Here is a 17,951-nt window from a genome sequence, read left to right as displayed (position 1 = left end):
AGGAGGCCCTCCGTGACCGACATCGCCCCCGCTCCCACGCGGCGCCGCGGAGAGGGTCCCGGCGACTTCGCGGCTCTCACCTCCGCCGTCCTGACCTCCATCGGCTCGGTCATCGACGGCAAGCCCGAAGCGATCCGCAGCGCCCTGGTCTGCCTCCTCGCGGAGGGGCACCTCCTGATCGAAGACGTCCCCGGCGTCGGCAAGACGATGCTCGCCCGGGCGCTCGGCGCCTCGGTGGACGCGAGCGTCCGACGCATCCAGTTCACCCCCGACCTCCTCCCCGGCGACGTCACCGGTGTGAGCGTGTTCAATCCGGTCGAGCGGGAGTTCGAGTTCAAGTCCGGCGCGATCTTCGCCAACATCGTCATCGCCGACGAGATCAACCGCTCCTCCCCCAAGACGCAGTCGGCCCTCCTCGAGGCCATGGAGGAGCAGCAGGTGACCGTCGATGGACGCACCCACCGCCTCCCCTCGCCCTTCCTCGTCGTCGCGACGCAGAACCCGCTCGAGATGGAGGGCACCTACGCCCTCCCCGAAGCCCAGCGCGACCGGTTCATGATGCGCATCTCGATGGGATACCCGGACGCCCGCGCGGAGGCGCTCATGCTCCGCCAGCGCGAGACGACCAATCCGCTCGACGCCCTGAGCCCGGTGGTGACCTCCCGGCAGGTGGAGGACCTCATCGCCGTGGCCCGCGCCGTGCACGTCGCCCCGGCGCTCGAGGACTACGCCGTCGCCCTGGCGCAGGCCACGCGCACCCACGGCGATCTGCGCCTGGGCGCGAGCCCGCGGGCGACCCTTCAGCTCGTGCGCGCCGCGAAGGTGTGGGCGGCCCTCGACGGGCGCGACTTCGTGATCCCGGACGACATCACCGCTCTCCTCGGTCCCGTCTTCGCCCACCGGCTCCTCCCCACCCGCGCGGCGGGAGGGGCACGCGGGACGGGCGCCGCCGATGCCGTGGCGGCCATCCTCGACCGGATCGCGGCGAGCGTGCGCGTGCCGATCGCCGCCCGCGTCTGATGACGCTTCCCGCGGCATCCGTCCCGGCCCGCGCACGCGGCGCGTGGCCGCTGACCGTCCGCGGAACGGGCGCGGTCGTCCTCGCCGGGGTCTCCGTCGTGCTCGCGCATGAATCGGGCATCGTCGAGCTGCTCTACTTCGGGATCCTCCTCGCGGCGATGCCGGCGCTGGGCTTCCTCTCCCTCCTCCTCGTGCGACGCACCGAGCCCGCGCGGCGGGTCATCGATCCCGAGACCGTCACCGTGGGGCGGCCGAGCCGTGTACGCGTGCGCGTGGGGCTGCGGAGCGTCCTGCCCGTCCCGCCCGGAACGTGGCGGGACGACCTCGGCGACGGGCTCGACGGGACGGCGGCCGGCATCCTCCCCGCCTTCGCGTCGGGCCTGCGCGGCGGCACACCGGACGAACGGGCGATCGACTTCGTCTACACCGTCACGGGGAGCCGGCGCGGCGTCCACGAGCTCGGACCACTCGCGGTGACCCTCACCGATCCGTTCGGACTCGTCCGTCGACGGGTGCGCTTCCCCTCACGCACCTCCGTCACCGTCGCGCCCGCGATCGTGGATCTCACCGGCCTCACCGACGCCCCGGGCGAGTCCGGCGGCACCCTGCACGCCACCACCGATCGTCTCGGCCAGGGGGCGGACAACCTCGTCGCGCGACCCTACGCGCCGGGCGACTCGATGCGCCGCATCCACTGGCGGGCCACCGCCCACCGCGATCAGCTCATGGTGCGGCAGGAGGAGAGCGAGTCGACGCCGGAGGCGTCCGTCGTCCTCGACCGCGGCGCGCTGCGGTGGAGCGTCGAGGCGCAGGACCTCTCGGGAGAGGATGCGGCGTTCGACGCCGCGGTGTCGGCCTGCATCTCGGCCACCGCGCGCCTGGTGCGCGACGGGTACGCCGTCGAGGTCGTCGACGAGGAGGGCGGCATCCTCGCCGAGCGGATCGAGAGCGGCGACACCGCCGAGGTGGAGGAGCTGCGCACGCGCCTCGCCCTGATCACCGCGCACCGCGATTCCGGACTCGCCGCGCTGACCCGGCAGTTCGCGAACGCCTCGACGGGGCCCGTGGTGGTCGTCACGGGACGATTCGACACCGGCGACGCCGCCGCGCTGGCGCCGCTCGCCCCGCACAGCGCCCTGCCGCTGCTGCTGTGCACCGATCCGCTGGGCGACGCCGTCGAGCACGCGGCATCCGCCGGCTGGCGTGTCGGCGTCCTCGGGCGGGACGGCGACGTCGCCGCGGCCTGGGCGGACGCCGCGCGGAGAGGGGCGCGGCATGTCGCGCACTGAGACGGCGTCGGAGGCGCGAGGAGATCGGGTCGCGGAGAGGCGGGGGCGACGCCCGGGCCTGATCACGCTGGGCCTCGCCGCGCTCGGCACGCTCATCGCGGCGCTCATCCCCGTCCTTCGGGTCGTCGAAATGGGAGCGTGGTTCCTCGGCGCCGCGACGCTCGCCACCGGCATCCTCGGCGCGGGTGTGCTCGTGCGCCGCACCGGTATCGCCCCCGCGTGGGCCAGCCTCGTCGGGGCGGTGGTGTGGGTGCTGTTCCTGACGGGCGTCTTCCTCGGCGACACCGCGCTGCTGTGGGTGATCCCGACGCCTTCGACCGTCGATGCGGCAGCGCTGGTGATCCCCGCGGCGATGGACGAGATCGTTCGCGGCTCCGCGCCGCTGAACGCCACCTTCGCCCTGTCGTTCGTGATCGTCGGCGCGATGGGGCTGCTCGCCCTCATCACCGACCACGTCGTGCTGACCGCACGGATGCCGCTCCTCGCCTCGATCGGGATCGTCGCCGTCTCGCTCATCCCGGCCATCGCCGTCCCGGGCCGCGTCGACGTCACGGCGTTCGTCGTACTCGCCGCGATGATCCTGTTCCTCCTCCGGGCCGAGACCCGCGCGCGCGAGCTGCCCCTCGTCCGCGCCTCCGAACGGCGCGCGGGGGTCCCCGCCACCGCGCTCGGCATCGCCGCGATCGGGCTCGTCGTCGCCGTCGCGGTGACTCCGCTCCTCCCTCAGCCGAGGGCGGCCGTCGCCACCGGAAGCGGATTCGGGCCCGGCATCGACGCGACCCTCGCCCTGGGGGACGACCTGCGCCGACCCGCCGACGTCGAGGTCCTGCAGGTGCGCAGCGACGCCTCCGTGCCGCCGTACCTCCGCGCCACGACGCTCTCCACCTTCGAAGGCGACGAGTGGGAACCGGACCGCGTGCGGACCGTTCCGCTGGAGGAGGAAGGGTCGCTCGGCGCGGTGTCCGTGGCCGAGGACATCACGCTCGCCTCCACCGCGACCACCGTGGACGTCGTGAACCTGAACTCGATCTGGCTGCCCGTACCGTGGCCCGCGGTCGGCGTCGACGGGCTCGACGGCGACTGGGGCGCCGCGCCCGCCAACCGCACCGTCATCGCGCAGTCGGGGGGCTCGCAGGGCCAGGAGTACACGGTGCGCGCCGACGTGCCCCGCCCCACCCTCGAGCAGGTGCGGGCACTCCCCGCGGCCGGCACGGAGGACGACGACCTCCGCGCCCTGCCCGCCGACATCCCCGAGATCATCCCGACGCTCGCGCAAGAGGTCACCGCCGAGGCCGCCACCGACTACGACCGCCTGATCGCGTTGCAGCGCTGGTTCCGCGGCGGCGAGTTCGCATACTCCCTCGATGCCCCCGTAGAGGAGGGGTTCGACGGCAGCGGCGCCGAGGCGGTCGCGGAGTTCCTCGAGCAGCGCGAGGGCTACTGCGTGCACTTCGCCTCAGCGTTCGCCCTCATGGCGCGGACGATGGACATGCCGAGCCGCATCGTCATCGGCTACCTCCCGGGCACGGCGAACGGCGACGTCATCGACGCGCAGACGGTGTACTCCGTCACGAGCAACCAGCTGCACGCATGGCCCGAGGTCCACTTCGAGGGGATCGGCTGGATCCCCTTCGAGCCGACCGCGAGCCTCGGCGTCCCCACGGGCTTCTCCTCGGGTACCGGCATCCCCGGATCCGTCACGGAGAACCAGGCCGAGACCGACCCGCAGGCCCCCGAGGCGACGCCGGGTGCCCCGGTCGACGTCGACGACCCGGCCGAGTCCGATGCGCTGTTCCCCGGCGCTGTCGGCGGGGCCGACGGACAGAACCCGCTTCCCACCATCGGCGCCGTGCTGCTGGTGCTCGGCATCCTCGCCCTGCCGGCGCTCGTGCACCGCGTGCGGCTCGGCCGTCAGCGCAGCCGCGCCGAGGGCGGAGACGTCTCGGCCGCCTGGGCGATGGTGCAGGATGCCGCGATCGACGTCGGCATCGGCATCCCGCCGAGTGAGAGTCCGCGGGCGTTCGCCACGCGTCTGAGCGATCGGCACGGCGCACCGGGGGGAGCCGCGGCGACGCTCGCCACCGAGATGGAGCGGGCCAGCTACGCACCGCCCGGGTCGCTCGATCCCGGATCGGGAGAGGTGGCCCTGGCTGCCGCGGAAGACGTCCGACGGGCGGTGCGGGCGGGGGCCTCCCCCGCCCGGCGGGTGCTGGCGGCGTTCGTGCCGCGCTCGCTCGTGGTGCGCCCGGGAAGCGCCTACGCCACCGCGCGGTCGAAGGACCCCCTCGCGGCACGGTAGGATGGACGACGGCCCTCCGGGGCTCTGGAGGATTCGCCTAGTGGCCTATGGCGCACGCTTGGAAAGCGTGTTGGGTGCAAGCCCTCAGGGGTTCGAATCCCCTATCCTCCGCCATTTTCCTCGCATCGCCCGCGCCCGCTCGCACCACTCAGTGCGCGTTGCGAGGGCCGAACTCCTCAGAAACGCCGTGCGGGAGCGGTCCCGGGGCCCCCGGGGCGCCGCAGACGCCCAAATCTGAGGAGTTAGGCACGGCCCGGGGCGCGGGGTCGAAGCGCGGCGGAGTCAGGCGTACTCGGCGGCCCAGCGGGCGGCGAACTGACGTGGTGAGATCGCGCCGATGTCGAGCCGCTCCTCCCCCTCGCGCAGGCGCACCCAGCACTCCAGGGTGGCGGTGTATCGCGGATCGGGGTCGACGTCGCGCGGCCGACGCGTGCCCGACAGCGTCTTGGTCCGCGCCCGCACGTCGGCGGTGATCGCCTGCAGCGTCACGGCGGCCACCACGACGGCGACGATCTTGATCGCGAACACCGCGGGCCAGGACATCGGCACCACGGATGCCGTGACGAGGCCCGTCAGTGCCGCCGCCACCAGCCCGAACGGAATCCAATGCCGGGCCACGTGCAGGAACCCCCGCACGAGCGGCGGCGTCCCCGGCGGGTAGATGTGCACCTCCACCGTGTGCGTGCCGTAGCGGGAGAAGCGCGAGGTGGCGTAGCCCCAGCGGTGTCGTCCCACCAGAAGTGCACGGGCCTGTCGCGCGGCCTCCCGCACCGCGATCATGTCCGCTCGCCGCTCCCGTCGGTCGCGTCCTCGTCCGGCGTGAGCTCGTCGTACCCGAGCCGCCGGCGCGGCGAACGCGAGAGGTACGCCGCCCGCGCGATGGCGATGCTCCCCACCGCGGACGTGGTGAGCTGCATGACGATCGCGAGGACGACCTTGACGAGGTCGGGCACCGTCGGCTGCACGAGGAAGGCCCCGCCCACCACGAGCGCGATGCCGAGCCCACCGGCGGTGCCGACCGCGGACACCCGGGTGAAGGCGTCCGGGAAGCGGATCACCCCGAGGGCGGCGGTGGCGAAGACCAGCGCCCCGAGGACGACAAAGACATTGCCGAGAACGGCGAGGATCTCGCTCATCGCTTCCCCCTCGTCAGCGCCCGGGCGAGCGACAGGGCGGCGAGGAAGCCGACCACCGTCGCCACGAGCACGATGTCGAATGCATACGTGGCGGCCACCCGCACGCCGATGACCGCGATCAGTCCAACCGCGCCGAAGAGCAGCAGGTCGGCGGCGACGACGCGGTCGGCGTCGTCGGGTCCGGTCAGCATGCGATACGTCGTCACGAGCATGGACAGGGCCAGGATGCCGATGGCGATGTCGAGGCCGATCATCGGGCGTCCCCCTTTCGGCGCAGGGCGCGGAGCAGCTGGTCCTCGATCCGACCGACCTCGGTGCGGAGCGCGTCCGGCCCGTCGGAGTACATCCCGTGCACGAACAGCACGCGCGCGTGCGTGCGGGGCTCGACCGTCGTGCCGAGGGTGAGGGTGCCGGGTGTGAGGGTCACGAGCGCCGCCAGTGCGGTGAGTTCGACATCCGTCTCGCATCGTGTGGGAACCCGCGCGATGCCGGGCGTGGAGTCCTGCCCCGGTGTCAGGTTGTCGCGGAGCACGGCGATGTTCGAGACGACGACCTCCTTGGCGAACCACGCCATGAATCCGAGCAGGCGGAAGGGCCATGTGAGCCAGGTGGTGAGCTGCGTCATGATCCGAGCACCGCCTCGACGTAGGCGGAGGTGTCGAGCAGGCCGTCCGCGGCGATCTGCGCGAGCCCGAGGAGCAGTTCGGCTCCGAGCCCGAGCCCCAGGGTGATCACGGCGAGCACGATCGCTGGAGCCGCGAGCGACGCGCCGATGCGGGGCCGGGTGCGCGTCAGCGTGCCGGTTGCGCCAGCGGTCGCGGATGCCGCCCCCGCCGGTGCCGCGTCGATCGAGGCGTCGGCTTCCCTCGCGCGGGAGCCCCAGAACATCCCGGACCAGATCTTCAGCATGGACAGCAGGGTCACCAGGCTCACGAGGATCATCACGACGACCGCCACGATCTCTCCGGCATCCTGCGCCGCGACGATGAGCGAGAGCTTCGCGACGAACCCCGAGAAGGGCGGAAGCCCCGCGAGCGACAGCGCGGCGACGAAGAACGCGGCGGCGATGAGCGGTTCGGTCTTGGCCACTCCGCGGAAGGCGCCGAGCTTGTCGGTGCCGTAGCGGACCTCCACGGCGCCGGTCGAGAGGAACAGCGACGCCTTCACGATCATGTGATGGAGGAGATAGAAGATGCCCGCGACGAGACCGAGCGGGGTGAACAGGGCGACTCCGAGGAGGATGTAGCCGATCTGGCTCACCATGTGGAACGCCAGGATCGACCTGCTGGTGTTCTCCCCCACCGCCCCGAGCACGCCGACGACCATGGTCACCGCGAACACCGCGATCCCGATCCAGAGGAAGCGCGGGTCGCCGTCGAAGACGACGGCGTACACGCGGTAGATCGCGAAGATCGCGACCTTCGTGTGGAGCCCGGAGAAGAGGGCGGTGATCGCCGGCGAGGTCGTCGGGTACGCGCGGGCGAGCCAGCCATGCACCGGCACCACGGCGGCCTTGATCCCGAGCGCGAACAGACACACGGCCGTGGCGATGGCGACGGTCTCGTCGGCGGCGGCCATGCCCGACAGCTCCGCGATGTTCACGGTGCCGGCGGTGCCGTAGAGGAACCCGACGCCGATGAGGAACACGGTGGAGGTGAGCAGGTTGATCGTCACGTACAGGCGCGCGCCGGCGATCCGGCGGATCGGCGCGCGGTCGGGGGCGGCGAGGAGGAACAACCCGTACGAGGGCAGGAGCATGACCTCGATGAAGACGAAGAGGTTGAACAGGTCCGCCGTCAGCAGCGCACCGTTGACGCCCGCGAGGAGCACCAGCAGCATCGGCGCGAAGAAGCGCGACTGCGCGCGACCCGATGCCACGGCGAACCACGCGCACGTCAGAGACAGGATGCCGGTGACGGTGAGCATGAGGGCCGTGAACATGTCCGCAGCGAAGGGGATCGCGATTCCCGCGACCCATCCTCCGACGCCGTGCGCGATCGCACCGCCGTCGAGGAAGTCCAGGATCAGCAGGATGCCGCCCGCCGTCGAGGCGGCGATCGTCACCATCATCACGATGACGTGGATGTGACGACGGGTCGGGGTGAAGGCGAGGACGCCGGCGATGATCATCGGCAGGCCGGCGAAAAGCGGAAGAAGGGCGGCGCTCACGAGGTGATCCCCCTCTCGGCGGCGACGACCTCGTCCGGGTGCACGCCGTCGTCCTCCACAGTCTCGTCGTCGTCCTCCGGCTCGGTGCCGTCGGAGGTGTCATCGTCGTTGTCGCCGGTGACGGCGAGGACGAGCATGAAGATCGTGATGGAGAACGCGATGACGATCGCGGTCAGCACGAACGCCTGCGGGAGCGGATCGGCGATCGTGCTCGGGTCCGCCGGGGTGCCGAAGGGCTCGCCGCGACGCGCCGTGCCGCCCGCGGCGAGGAGGACGAGGTTCGCGGCGTTGCCGAGCAGGATGAAGCCGAGGATCACCCGCAGCATCTCGCGCTGCAGGAAGAGGTAGACGGCGCCGGCGACGAGGATGCCGGCGGTGAGGGCGACGGTCATCGCGAGGCCACCTTTCTCGAGGCGCGGTCGGATTTCGGATTCCGGTCGGGTTTCGGATCCGGCTCGGATCCGCCCTCCTCCCGTTCGGTGTGGTGCTGCCGGCCGAGGAGGTTCAGAGCGGTCAGCACGACGCCGACGACGGCGAAGTAGACACCCACGTCGAAGACGAGCGCGGTGGTCAGCTTGGTCCCGAGGATGTCGATGCTGAGCGGCCGGAGGAACGAGCCGTCGAAGTACCCGAGGAGACCGGTTCCGGTGCCGACCACGATGCCGGCTCCGATGAGGGCGAGGAAGGGCCAGCGGATGCGCGCGGCGGACTCGCTCGGGGCGGCGAGGTAGAGCAGCGCGAAGCCGGCACCGCCGATGAGGGCGGCGATGAACCCGCCCCCCGGCTCCTGGTGTCCGCGAACGAGGAGGACCACCGAGAGGATGACGATCGCGGGCACCAGGATGCGTGCGACGGTGCGGACGAAGACGCTGTTGTGGGCGGCATCCGACAGCGGGGTGCCGCGGAGGAGTCGGGCCGACCGCACCGGCGTCGGGCGCCGCGAATACAGCAGCGCCGAGATCGCGATCCCCGCGACACCGAGGACGGTGAGTTCGCCGAGCGTGTCGAACGCACGGAAGTCCACCAGGATCGTGTTGACGATGTTCGCCCCGCCGGTGAGGGTCTCGCCCTCGCTGAGGTAGAACTCCGCCGCCGGCGACATCTCGCGACGCCCGGTGAGCGCCCAGACGCCCAGGGTCGTGGCGGCTCCTGCGCCGAGGGCGAGGGCCGCGGGCAGGATACGGCGGCGCTTCGCCCGCGACGGCGCGAATTCCCGCGGGAGTCGGCGCAGCAGCAGCACCATGACGCAGACGGTGAGGATCTCGACGAGGAGCTGGGTCATCGCGACGTCGGCAGCCCCGAGGACGAAGAACCACACCGTCATGCTCGTTCCCACCACACCGGTCACCACGACCGCGGCGATCCGCGTGCGGGCGCGGACCGCGGCGATCGTCCCTGCCGCGACGAGGGCGAGCAGCAGCCAGTCGATCGGCTCGGTCGGGTCGCCGACCACCGCGGGCAGCCGCGGGACCGTGAAGACGCCGACGGCGGCGATGACGATGAGGACGGCGACGGGGATGCCGAGGTGCAGTGCGGGCTTGGTCGTGCCGGTCGTGCGTCCCACCATCCCGCCGAAGCGGATGATGCCGGCGCGCGTGGCGTCGACGACCGCCAGCCCCGAGACGGGCGAGCGAAGGACCGCGGTCACCCGCTCCACGCGCGCACGACCGACGACCATCGCCGTCCCCAGGGCGATGACGACGGCCGATACCGCGAGCGGGAGGTTGAACCCGTGCCAGAGCTCGAGATACGCGTCCACCGGAGAGCCGACCGCGGACGTCGCTGCACCCGCGACGAGGTCGTCGAGCAGGAAGGGCAGGACTCCCAGGACGAGACCGGCGGCGGCGAGGAGTCCGGGAGCGCCCCAGAAGAGCGCCGGTGCCTCCGGGATGCTCCGAGTCGCGTTCCGCCCGCCGAGGGCGCCGACGACGATGCGTCCCGAGTAGGCGAACGTGAACACCGCGGTGAGGGCTCCGACGACCGTGAGCACCACCGGGAACCACACCGGCCCGGGTGCTTCCACGAACGCCGCGAACATCGACTCCTTGCTGACGAACCCGAGCAGCGGCGGGATGCCGGCCATGGACGCCGCGGCCAGCGCGAGCGCGCCGATGGTGATCGGCATCCGGATCCGGAGGTTCGCGAGCTCACGGATGTCGCGGGTGCCGGCCTCGTGGTCGATGACCCCGATGAGCATGAACAGCGCCGCCTTGAACAGGGCATGGGCGACGGTGTGGACGACGGCGGCGGTGAGGGCCTCGGGGGTGCCGACGCCGATCATGGCGACGAGGAGCCCGAGCTGGCTGATCGTGGAGTAGGCCAGGAGCGCCTTCAGGTCGGTCTGGCGGAGGGCGGTGACGGCGCCGAAGACGGCCGTGATGAGACCGGAGGTGATGAGCAGGCTCGACCAGACGAGCTCACCGGCGAGGGCCGGGGAGAACAGCAGGGCCAGGTAGATGCCGGCCTTGACCATCGCGGCGGCGTGAAGGTACGCCGAGACCGGGGTGATGGCGACCATCGAGTCGGGGAGCCACGCCTGGAACGGGAACTGGGCCGACTTGGTGAACACCGCTCCGGCGAGGAGCAGCGCCACCGGGATCGCGAATCCGGGCTGGGCCCAGGCGTCGGAGACGAGGACGTCGGTGATGCGGGTCGTCCCGGTTCCCACCCACATGACCACGACCGCGGCGAGGAGGCTCAGGCCGCCCGCGGCGGTGACGAGGAGGGTGCGGATCGCCGGCTCACGCGCATCCTTGCCGGACCGCGCGATGAGGAAGAACGAGCAGAGGGTCGTCGCCTCCCAGGCCACGAACATCAGCACGAGGTCGTCGGCGAGGACGAGGAGCAGCATCGCCGCGGCGAAGCCGGTCATCAACACGAAGAAGGACGCGTTCGGGCCCCTCGGCAGGTACCGCGCCGAGTAGATCAGCACCAGCGCACCGATCACCAGGACGATCAGCGAGAACAGCAGCGAGAGCCCGTCGAGGCGGAGACCGAAGCCCACCCCGAGGGTCGGCATCCACGGCACCCACACCGTCCCGGAGCCGAGCGTCGCCAGCATTCCGGCGGCCACGACCAGGGGAAGCGCGAGCCACCATCCGGCGGCCCGGCCCGCGGCGCGCGCAACCGGCGCGGCGACGGCGCACGTGGCGCCGACAAGAATCAGAGATGCCCACAGCATCCGCGTACCTCATCCGTTGCAGCTTCGCCGGTCGGTCCGCGGTCATCTCGCCACGCGTGCGATGACCCCAGCCGGCGCTTACCGGAGAACGGATGCCGGCGCGCTGCCGGACAGGTTCGCGCCCCAGCGGGAGATGTAGCCGTTGGTGCCGGTGTGCAGCGGGACGGAGAACGCCGGCGCGGGGGCCGGGGTCGTCATCTCACGCAGGAATCGCACCGCGCCATCTTACCGGAGCCGGTCGGAGATCGGCTCCGGTAAGACGCCCGCCGCGAGCCCCCCGGTCGCGCCCAGCTCGTCGAGGAGGTCCGCGATCCGCGCGCGGATGTCGTCGCGGATCACCCGCACGTCGGCGAGCGACAGGTCGGCGGGATCGGTCAGCTCCCAGTCGAGGTAGCGCTTGCCCGGGTAGATCGGGCAGGCGTCTCCGCAGCCCATCGTGATGACCGCGTCCGCGGCGCGGACCACGTCGTCGGTGAGGGGCTTCGGGAACTCCTCCGACACGTCGATTCCGATCTCGGCGAGCGCCTCGACGACGGTCGGGAGGATCCCCTCACCGGGCTGCGAACCTGCGGAGCGGACGTGGACCCGGTCGCCCGCGAGGTGGCGCGTGAGGGCTGCGGCCATCTGCGAGCGGCCCGAGTTCTGCACGCAGACGTACAGCACCTCGGGAACCGTCTTGACGATCAACCCGCGGGACTGGGCGAGAGCGGTGAGCCGGTCCCTTGCGAACTTCTCCGCGAGGGAGGCGAGGTGGGTCGAGACCCGCGCCGTGCGCCCGAGCGCGGTGTAGGACTCGTAGACCACGCGCTCGACGGTCTCCTCGCTCACCATGCCGGTGAACTGGAGGGCCAGGCGCTCGGCCGCGCGGTGGAGGACGGCATCCGGCGACAGGAGAGGCGCCTGCCCGCGCCCAGTGCTCATCAGGCGGTCCGTGCGGGGAGGAGATCGGCGACGAGGGCCTCGACGCGGCGACGGATGTCGTCACGGATCGGGCGGACGGCCTCGATGCCCTGACCGGCCGGATCGTCGAGCTCCCAGTCCTCGTAGCGCTTACCGGGGAAGATCGGGCACGCGTCGCCGCAGCCCATCGTGATCACGACGTCGGACTCCTTGACGGCCTCGACCGTGAGCACCTTGGGCGTGTTCGCCGCGATGTCGATGCCCTCTTCGGCCATCGCCTCGACGGCGACGGGATTGATCGAATCCTTCGGCGCGGAGCCCGCGGAAAGAACCTCGATCTCACCCCGGCCGAGCTCGCGCAGGTAGCCGGCGGCCATCTGCGAGCGGCCGGCGTTGTGGACGCAGACGAACAGGACGGTGGGGGTGGCGGTCATGGGGTCTCGCTTTCTCTCACGGGAAAGCATAGACCTTCATCTATCGATTGGGTGAACGGCGAGCGAACGATCCGAGAGGAGTTCACCCAAGAGCGCGCGCACCCGTCGTTCGATGTCATCGCGGATCGCGCGGATCCGCTCGGGCGACGCTCCGACGGGATCTTCGAGATCCCAATCCAGGTACCGGCGACCCGGGTAGACGGGGCATGCGTCGCCGCAGCCCATCGTGACCACAACGTCCGCGGCGCGCACCGCGTCGTCGGTGAGGGGCTTGGGGAACTCGCCGTCGAGAGCCGCCCCGATCTCGTCCAACGATGCCGCGATCGCCGAACGGACCTCGGCGGCGGGACGAGAGCCGGCGGTCCGGACGCGAACGGCATCCCCCGCGAGACGCCGGAGGATCGCCCCGGCCATCTGCGAGCGTCCGGCGTTCTGGACGCAGACGAACAGCACGGTGGGGACGGCATCCGACACTCGCGCCTCCGCGTCACCGGCGCGCGCGAGCGCTTCCAGTCGAGATGCCGCGAAGGAGGCCGATCTGCTCGTGAGCAGGGGGCGCGGCCCCGCGGCTGCGAGGAGGTCGTAGCTCTCACCGACGACGGCGCGGACCGTCTCGCGGGCGAACACCCCGCGGAACCGGATGTCGAGGTCGGACGCGATGCGATCGAGGTCCGGCGCGGGGCCGTCGACCGCATCGCCGGCACCCAGGACCGCTTCCACGCGCTCGGCGACGTCGGGGGCGATGGAGTACCAGACGCGGCGGCCATCGGGGTCGCGATGGACGATGCCGGCGTGGGCGAGCGCCTTCATGTGGTGACTCACGGTCGGCTGCCGGAGGTCGAGCGCGCGGGCGAGATCGCCGACGAGCGCACGCCCGTCGGGCGCGGTTCGGATCAGGGCGAGGATGCGCACGCGCGTCGGGTCGCCGAGAACGCGCATCTGCTCGACGGAATCCATAGACGGCAGTCTATCCGCGCCGGAAACATCGACTATGGTCTATGCGTGCCCGAACGGTCCCCTCGCATGAACCCCTCCACGCGCGCCCTGGCCGGCGAGTTCCTCGGCAGCGCCGGACTCGCCGTCGTCGTCATCGGCTCCGGAATCGCCGCGCAGAGCCTCTCGCCCGGCGACACCGGCCTGCAACTGCTGGAGAACGCCCTTGCGACGGCCTTCGGCCTGACAGTCCTCATCCTCGTCTTCGCGCCCGTCTCGGGGGCGCACTTCAACCCGGTCGTCACCGTCGTCGACATCCTCCTCCATCGCCGCTCGTGGGCGACGGCGGCGAGCTATCTTCCCGCCCAGATCGCCGGCTGCATCACCGGCGCGGTGCTCGCGAACCTCATGTTCGACGCTCCGGCGATCGCCTGGAGCACGACCGACCGGTCAGCGGTCAACCTCCTGCTCTCGGAGGTCGTCGCCACCGCCGGGCTCATCACCGTCATCTTCGCGCTCGTCCGCACCGGGCGCTCCGCGTGGGCGGCACCGGCGGTCGGCGCCTACATCGGCGGCGCGTACTTCTTCACGTCGTCGACGAGCTTCGCCAACCCCGCCATCACGATCGGACGCATGTTCAGCGACACCTTCGCGGGGATCGCCCCGGCATCCGCCCCGGCGTTCATCGGCGCGCAGCTGGTCGGCGCCGCGGTCGGACTGCTCGTCGTGCGCCTCCTCTTCCCGGTCGCCGCGCCGGATCCCGCGGTGGTCACCACCGCCGACGCCCGGTCCTGATCCGGGCGGGACGTCGACGGCGTCCTCCGTCCCTCACACCTGCGCGGGGGCGCGACCGATCTGCAACACTCCGGAGGCCGGCACGGACGGCACCGCGCAGCATCCACCCCCGTCGGACGTCGCGGCCGGGGCGTCGAAGAGTCCCGCACCGCCGCACACCCCGGTGTCGGGGAGAACGAGCTCCACGCGCCGCGCCGCCTCCCGGTCGCCGGCGAGTTCGGCCACGACACTGCGGACCTGCTCGTAGCCGGTGAGGGCCAAAAACGTCGGTGCGCGACCGTACGACTTCGCCCCGACGAGGTAGAACCCCGGCTCCGGCTGAGCGAGGTCGACCGCACCGGTGGCCGCCACCGATCCGCAGGAGTGGGCGTTCGGATCGATCTCCGCCGCGATGCGGCGGGGCGCCTGCAGCGTCGGATCGAGGTCCAGGCGCACCTCACTGAGGAACGACAGGTCGGGGCGGAATCCGGTGAGGACGACGGCGCGATCGGCCATCAGCCTGCGACCGTCTTCGGCGACCAGCGAGACCCGGGCCTCGTCGCGTTCGACGCGTTCGACGCGGAACGCGATGACGAGCTCGACCAGGCCCGCGTCGACGGCCTCGCGCGCACGCCGACCGAGCGCGCCGCGGGCGGGGAGCTCGTCGCCCGCACCGCCACCGTAAGCGCCGCCGGCGTCAGCGCGCCGCAGCGCCCACGTCACACGCGTCTCCGGGTCCCGTCGGGCCATCCGGGCCAGGGCGAGGACGGCGGTGATCGCGGAGTGGCCGGACCCGATGACGACGGTGTGCCGGCCCTCGAAACCCGCGCGGTCCCGGAAGTCGGGGATCCGATAGGACAGCAGGTCGGTCGCCGCCCGTTCGCCGATCGCCGGCAGCCCGTCGGCCCCGGCGGGGTTCGGCGATCCCCACGTGCCCGATGCGTCCACGACAGCCCGGCCGAGGAGGCGCTCCTCCGCGCCGTCCGCGGACTGCACGTGGACGACGAAGGGCTGGTCCCCGCGCCCCGCGTCGACGAGGCGGTCGCGGCCGACACGGGACACCCCGGTGACGCGCGCGTCGTAGCGGACACGGTCACCCACCGCGTCCGCGAGCGGGACGAGGTACCCCGAGATCCACTGCGCACCCGTGGGGTAGCCGGACGTCGGGGCAGTCCAGCCCCGGGACCTCAGCAACCGCGCCGCAGCGGCGTCGATGACCTCCGGCCATTCGGAGAAGAGTCGCACGTGATCCCACTCGGCGACGGCGGATGCCGGGCCCGCACCGGCTTCGACCACGTGCGCGACACCGGCGGACGCAATCGCCCTGTCGCCCGCCGACGCGGAGCCAATCGCCCGTATCTTCAAGGCGCTCGGCGACCCCACCCGCGTCCGATTGATGTCGCTGATCGCTTCCTCCGAGGGAGGCGAGGCGTGCATCTGCGACCTCACCGCCCCCGTGGGGCTCGCGCAGCCGACCGTGTCGCACCACATGCGTCTCCTCGTCGAAGCCGGGCTCGCCTCTCGCGAACAGCGCGGCCGCTGGGCCTACTACCGCGTGGAGCCGGCCGCCCTCGCCCGCGCCGCCGGCTTCCTCCGCGCGTGAGCGGGGTGCGGATCCGCCCCCTCGTCGAGGCCGACTGGCCGGCGGTCGAGGAGATCTACCGTGAGGGGATCCGGGCGGGGAACGCGACTTTCGATCCGGATCCCCCGACATGGGAGGCCTTCGACGCGACCCGGGCGTCAATCGCACGGCTCGTCGCCGTCCGAGAGGACGTCGTCCTCGGATGGGTGGCAGCCTCCCCGGTCTCGTCCCGCGACGTGTACCGCGGCGTCCTGGAGCACTCCGTGTACGTGGCGACGTCGGCCCGGGGACGAGGGGTCGGGTCCGATCTCCTCGCCGCGTTCCTCGATGCGGCCGACCGCGCCGGGATCTGGACGGTCCAGGCGAGTGTCTTCCCGGAGAACCCCGCCAGCCTCTCCCTGCACCGCCGTGCGGGCTTCCGCGAGGTCGGCAGGCGTGAACGCATCGCCCTGATGAGCTTCGGCCCCTGGGCCGGGCAGTGGCGCGACACGATCCTCATCGAGCGCCGCCGCCGCGACTGATCTCTGCGCTCAGCCGCGGAAATCGTCGGGATCGACATCCTCCAGGAAGCGCTTGAACTCGTCCACGCTCTCCTCCGCATCCACCGGGACGCCGTCCTCGTCCTCCCCGGTGACGGTGTCGATCACGCCCGCCTCGGCCAGCACCTCGTCGGCGACGAAGATCGACGCTCCGGTCCGCGAAGCCAGCGCCACGGCATCCGACGGCCGGGCATCGACCACGCGAGAACCGACGGGGGTGTCCAGCACGACGTCGGCGTAGTACGTGCCCTCATCGATACGCGTCACCTCGACGCGGTCGACGGTCGCACCGAGGGTGTCGAGGATCTCGCGCATGAGATCGTGCGCGAGCGGCCTCGGCACGGGAGCACCCTCGACGGCGACGAGAATCGACGTCGCCTCCTGTACGCCGATCCAGATGGGCAGGAGGCGCCCCTCCCCAGGGAGGTCCTCGAGGGGCTTCAAAAGGATGACGTGCTGCTGGGCGGCGTCGAGGGCCACCCCCGCCACGCGGACCTGCACCATGCGATCGCTTCCTCTCAGTCTCGGGGTCCGTTCAGCGCCGCGAGGGCGGCGAGCCGGTCCCCCGTCATCCGCTGCGTCGTCCACTCGCTCATCGGTTCGGCGCCGATCGCGCGATAGAACTCCACGGCCGGAGTATTCCAGTCCAGCACCGTCCATTCCAGTCGCGGATAACCGCGCTCGGCACAGATGCCCGCGAGGGCCGACAGGAGGCTCTTCCCGTATCCGCGACCGCGCTCCGATTCGTGGACGAAGAGGTCCTCGAGCCAGATGCCGTGACGGCCCGTCCAGGTCGAGTAGGTGAGGAACCACACGGCGATGGCCTTCACCTCCCCGTCGCGCTCCACCACGTGCGCGAACGCGCGCGGCTCGGCGCCGAAGAGCGTCTCGGTGAGCGCCTCGACGGTGTTCTCGACGGCATCCGGCTCGCGTTCGTAGACGGCGAGCGCCTGGATGCACGACAGGATGCCGGGCGCGTCATCGGACGCGGCGGCACGGAGGATCGCGCCGTCCGCGAGGATCCGCCCGGTCACGACGCGGCGTCGGCGACCGCGTCCGCGATCGGCTGGCCGCCCGTGTTGAACGAGATGGTGCGGCCGATCGTCCGGTCGTCCGCGAGCACGGCGGCGATCACCGCGGCGACGTCGGCACGTGCGACGGAACCGGACTCCTCCGCGCGGACGTCGATGCGCCCGGTCGGCTCGTCGAGTGTGAGGGAGCTCGGCGCGACGATCGTGTAGTCCAGCCCGCTCTCGCGCAGGTGGGTGTCGGCGGCGGCCTTGGCCTCGGCGTAGGCATAGAAGTCGTTGTCCTCGGGGACGCCGTGGTCGGGGCCCGCACCGAAGTACGACACCATCACGTAGCGGCGGACCCCGGCGGCGACCGCCGCGTCGATCGAGCGGATCGCGGCATCGCGGTCCACCGCGCGGGTGCGCTCGGGGTCACCGCCACCGGCGCCGGCGGCCCACACGACCGCGTCGTTGCCGCTCACCAGGTTGGTCAGCTGGTCGACGTCGAACGACTGCACGTCGGCGACGAGCGGAGCGGCACCGGTCGCGGCGACTTCCGCGTCGTGATCGGGATTGCGGATGACGGCGGTGACGGTGTCACCGCGGTCGACGAGGAGAGGTTCGAGCAGCAGGGCGATCTTTCCGTGGCCGCCGATGAGCAGGACGCGAGACATTGGGGGCTCCT

At 71.9% G+C, this 17,951-nt stretch carries 21 protein-coding genes and 1 tRNA gene; 7 read left to right on the top strand and 15 right to left on the bottom strand.

Going from position 1 to position 17,951, the window contains the following annotated elements:
- Positions 1-21 precede the first annotated feature (21 nt).
- From LTL01_RS04575 to LTL01_RS04560, 4 genes are all read left to right on the top strand, one after another.
- The gene (locus LTL01_RS04575) at positions 22-1,020 is read left to right on the top strand and encodes an AAA family ATPase (protein WP_372461298.1); all 999 of its coding nucleotides are present in this window, start codon (positions 22-24) and stop codon (positions 1,018-1,020) included.
- Positions 1,020-2,309 (top strand): DUF58 domain-containing protein, encoded by a 1,290-nt coding sequence (locus tag LTL01_RS04570; RefSeq protein ID WP_236967583.1) that lies wholly within the window; start codon positions 1,020-1,022, stop codon positions 2,307-2,309. The genes LTL01_RS04575 and LTL01_RS04570 overlap by 1 nt, the downstream gene beginning before the upstream one ends.
- Positions 2,296-4,608: a transglutaminase TgpA family protein gene (locus LTL01_RS04565; RefSeq protein WP_236967582.1), complete on the top strand. Its 2,313-nt coding sequence runs from the start codon at positions 2,296-2,298 to the stop codon at positions 4,606-4,608. Before LTL01_RS04570 ends, LTL01_RS04565 begins: the two co-directional genes overlap by 14 nt.
- 26 nt (positions 4,609-4,634) lie before the next feature.
- Positions 4,635-4,722 (top strand) — tRNA-Ser (locus tag LTL01_RS04560).
- A gap of 168 nt (positions 4,723-4,890) precedes the next feature.
- Here the strand turns inward: LTL01_RS04560 and LTL01_RS04555 are convergent.
- The 11 genes from LTL01_RS04555 to LTL01_RS04505 all read right to left on the bottom strand — a co-directional run bounded on the left by LTL01_RS04555 (position 4,891) and on the right by LTL01_RS04505 (position 13,385).
- Positions 4,891-5,388 (bottom strand): DUF6611 family protein, encoded by a 498-nt coding sequence (locus tag LTL01_RS04555; protein WP_053547853.1) that lies wholly within the window; start codon positions 5,386-5,388, stop codon positions 4,891-4,893.
- Complete coding sequence (locus LTL01_RS04550; protein WP_053547852.1) at positions 5,385-5,744, bottom strand: cation:proton antiporter; 360 nt, start codon at positions 5,742-5,744, stop codon at positions 5,385-5,387. The genes LTL01_RS04555 and LTL01_RS04550 overlap by 4 nt, the downstream gene beginning before the upstream one ends.
- A complete protein-coding gene (locus tag LTL01_RS04545; RefSeq protein ID WP_053547851.1) occupies positions 5,741-5,998 on the bottom strand; it encodes an MrpF/PhaF family protein in 258 nt (85 codons plus the stop codon). The genes LTL01_RS04550 and LTL01_RS04545 overlap by 4 nt, the downstream gene beginning before the upstream one ends.
- Positions 5,995-6,369, bottom strand: coding sequence for a Na+/H+ antiporter subunit E (locus LTL01_RS04540; protein ID WP_236967581.1), 375 nt, complete (start codon positions 6,367-6,369; stop codon positions 5,995-5,997). Before LTL01_RS04540 ends, LTL01_RS04545 begins: the two co-directional genes overlap by 4 nt.
- Positions 6,366-7,913: a monovalent cation/H+ antiporter subunit D family protein gene (locus LTL01_RS04535; RefSeq protein WP_236967580.1), complete on the bottom strand. Its 1,548-nt coding sequence runs from the start codon at positions 7,911-7,913 to the stop codon at positions 6,366-6,368. The genes LTL01_RS04540 and LTL01_RS04535 overlap by 4 nt, the downstream gene beginning before the upstream one ends.
- Positions 7,910-8,305 carry a sodium:proton antiporter gene (locus tag LTL01_RS04530; protein ID WP_236967579.1) on the bottom strand — a complete coding sequence of 132 codons (396 nt, stop codon included), beginning with the start codon at positions 8,303-8,305 and terminating at the stop codon, positions 7,910-7,912. Before LTL01_RS04530 ends, LTL01_RS04535 begins: the two co-directional genes overlap by 4 nt.
- A complete protein-coding gene (locus LTL01_RS04525; RefSeq protein ID WP_236967578.1) occupies positions 8,302-11,094 on the bottom strand; it encodes a DUF4040 family protein in 2,793 nt (930 codons plus the stop codon). The genes LTL01_RS04530 and LTL01_RS04525 overlap by 4 nt, the downstream gene beginning before the upstream one ends.
- 78 nt (positions 11,095-11,172) lie before the next feature.
- Positions 11,173-11,310: a hypothetical protein gene (locus LTL01_RS04520; RefSeq protein WP_236967577.1), complete on the bottom strand. Its 138-nt coding sequence runs from the start codon at positions 11,308-11,310 to the stop codon at positions 11,173-11,175.
- A 9-nt stretch (positions 11,311-11,319) separates the two neighbouring features.
- Positions 11,320-12,015 carry an arsenate reductase ArsC gene (locus LTL01_RS04515; protein ID WP_236967576.1) on the bottom strand — a complete coding sequence of 232 codons (696 nt, stop codon included), beginning with the start codon at positions 12,013-12,015 and terminating at the stop codon, positions 11,320-11,322.
- Complete coding sequence (locus LTL01_RS04510; RefSeq protein WP_053547846.1) at positions 12,015-12,428, bottom strand: arsenate reductase ArsC; 414 nt, start codon at positions 12,426-12,428, stop codon at positions 12,015-12,017. Before LTL01_RS04510 ends, LTL01_RS04515 begins: the two co-directional genes overlap by 1 nt.
- Before the next feature lie 36 nt (positions 12,429-12,464).
- Entirely contained in the window at positions 12,465-13,385 is a 921-nt protein-coding gene (locus LTL01_RS04505; RefSeq protein ID WP_236967575.1) for a metalloregulator ArsR/SmtB family transcription factor, read from the bottom strand.
- 66 nt (positions 13,386-13,451) lie between these two features.
- Here LTL01_RS04505 and LTL01_RS04500 point away from each other — a divergent pair, with 66 nt between their 5' ends.
- Entirely contained in the window at positions 13,452-14,156 is a 705-nt protein-coding gene (locus LTL01_RS04500; RefSeq protein ID WP_236967574.1) for an aquaporin, read from the top strand.
- 33 nt (positions 14,157-14,189) lie between these two features.
- Here the strand turns inward: LTL01_RS04500 and LTL01_RS04495 are convergent, their stop codons facing one another.
- Positions 14,190-15,431, bottom strand: coding sequence for an NAD(P)/FAD-dependent oxidoreductase (locus LTL01_RS04495; RefSeq protein ID WP_308195168.1), 1,242 nt, complete (start codon positions 15,429-15,431; stop codon positions 14,190-14,192).
- A gap of 100 nt (positions 15,432-15,531) precedes the next feature.
- Between LTL01_RS04495 and LTL01_RS04490 the strand changes: the two genes are divergently transcribed.
- Both LTL01_RS04490 and LTL01_RS04485 read left to right on the top strand, forming a co-directional pair.
- Positions 15,532-15,738: an ArsR/SmtB family transcription factor gene (locus tag LTL01_RS04490; RefSeq protein WP_372461290.1), complete on the top strand. Its 207-nt coding sequence runs from the start codon at positions 15,532-15,534 to the stop codon at positions 15,736-15,738.
- Positions 15,735-16,238: a GNAT family N-acetyltransferase gene (locus LTL01_RS04485; protein WP_236967573.1), complete on the top strand. Its 504-nt coding sequence runs from the start codon at positions 15,735-15,737 to the stop codon at positions 16,236-16,238. Before LTL01_RS04490 ends, LTL01_RS04485 begins: the two co-directional genes overlap by 4 nt.
- Before the next feature lie 9 nt (positions 16,239-16,247).
- Here LTL01_RS04485 and LTL01_RS04480 read toward each other — a convergent pair whose 3' ends face one another.
- From LTL01_RS04480 to LTL01_RS04470, 3 genes are read right to left on the bottom strand one after another with little or no spacing between them, the layout of a single operon-like run.
- Positions 16,248-16,760, bottom strand: coding sequence for a bifunctional nuclease family protein (locus tag LTL01_RS04480; protein WP_236967572.1), 513 nt, complete (start codon positions 16,758-16,760; stop codon positions 16,248-16,250).
- A 14-nt stretch (positions 16,761-16,774) separates the two neighbouring features.
- The gene (locus LTL01_RS04475; RefSeq protein WP_372461289.1) at positions 16,775-17,290 is read right to left on the bottom strand and encodes a GNAT family N-acetyltransferase; all 516 of its coding nucleotides are present in this window, start codon (positions 17,288-17,290) and stop codon (positions 16,775-16,777) included.
- Positions 17,287-17,940, bottom strand: coding sequence for an NAD(P)H-binding protein (locus LTL01_RS04470; protein ID WP_236967571.1), 654 nt, complete (start codon positions 17,938-17,940; stop codon positions 17,287-17,289). The genes LTL01_RS04475 and LTL01_RS04470 overlap by 4 nt, the downstream gene beginning before the upstream one ends.
- Between the last annotated feature and the right edge of the window lie 11 nt (positions 17,941-17,951).

The sequence above is a fragment of the Microbacterium aurantiacum genome (assembly GCF_021654035.1).
Classification (GTDB): Bacteria; Actinomycetota; Actinomycetes; order Actinomycetales; family Microbacteriaceae; genus Microbacterium; species Microbacterium aurantiacum.
The sequence above is the reverse complement of the archived record's forward strand: the minus strand, read 5'-3'. Positions and strand labels throughout refer to the sequence as shown.